This is a genomic window from Candidatus Protofrankia californiensis (assembly GCF_900634765.1).
GTDB classification, from domain to species: domain Bacteria; phylum Actinomycetota; class Actinomycetes; order Frankiales; family Frankiaceae; genus Protofrankia; species Protofrankia californiensis.
This window is the reverse complement of record NZ_CAAAFT010000475.1, coordinates 15,204-15,799: the sequence shown is the minus strand read 5'-3', so window position 1 is coordinate 15,799 and position 596 is coordinate 15,204. Positions and strand designations below refer to the sequence as shown.

Below are 596 nucleotides of genomic sequence, written 5' to 3'. Positions count from 1 at the left end.
GGGTGGTCGCGCACGGCCCGCCGGCGGAGGTCCGCGACCGCGCCGAGGTTCGCGAGGTCTACCTGGGCGCTCCTCCGGCCACCACGGTGCGGTTGCCCGCGCAGGCCCGCTCGGACCGGGCGCTGGTCGTCGAGGAGGTCGTCAGCGGGTATGCGGGCGTCCCCGTGCTGCACGAGGTTTCGCTCGAGGTCCGTGCCGGTGAGGTCGTAGCGCTGCTGGGACCCAACGGCGGCGGCAAGACAACCCTGGTCCGGACGGTGGCTGGGATGATCACGCCGTTCGACGGCCGGATGGCCGTGCTCGGGCAGCCGACGCGCCGGGTGCACCCGGCCCGACTCGCTCGCCGCGGCCTGGCAGTGGTGCCGCAGGGAGGCACATCACTGCGGGGCCTGACGGTCCGCCAGATCCTGCGGCTGGCCGTCGGCCGCCGGCCCGGTGACCAGATCGAAAAGACGTTGGAGAGCTTTCCCGCCCTGCGTCCCCTGCTCGACCGGACCGGTGGCGAACTTTCCGGGGGCGAGCGGCAGCAGCTCGCGCTGGCCAGCGCTGTCGCCCGCCGGCCGCGGCTGCTACTGGTCGACGAGTTCTCCTCCGGT

1 protein-coding gene is annotated in these 596 nt (G+C 74.0%); it reads left to right on the top strand.

Annotated features, from left to right (window positions below; genetic code table 11):
* A partial coding sequence (locus DD1DGNOD_RS24490) for an ATP-binding cassette domain-containing protein (protein ID WP_131771125.1) occupies positions 1–596 on the top strand: 596 nt, incomplete at both ends.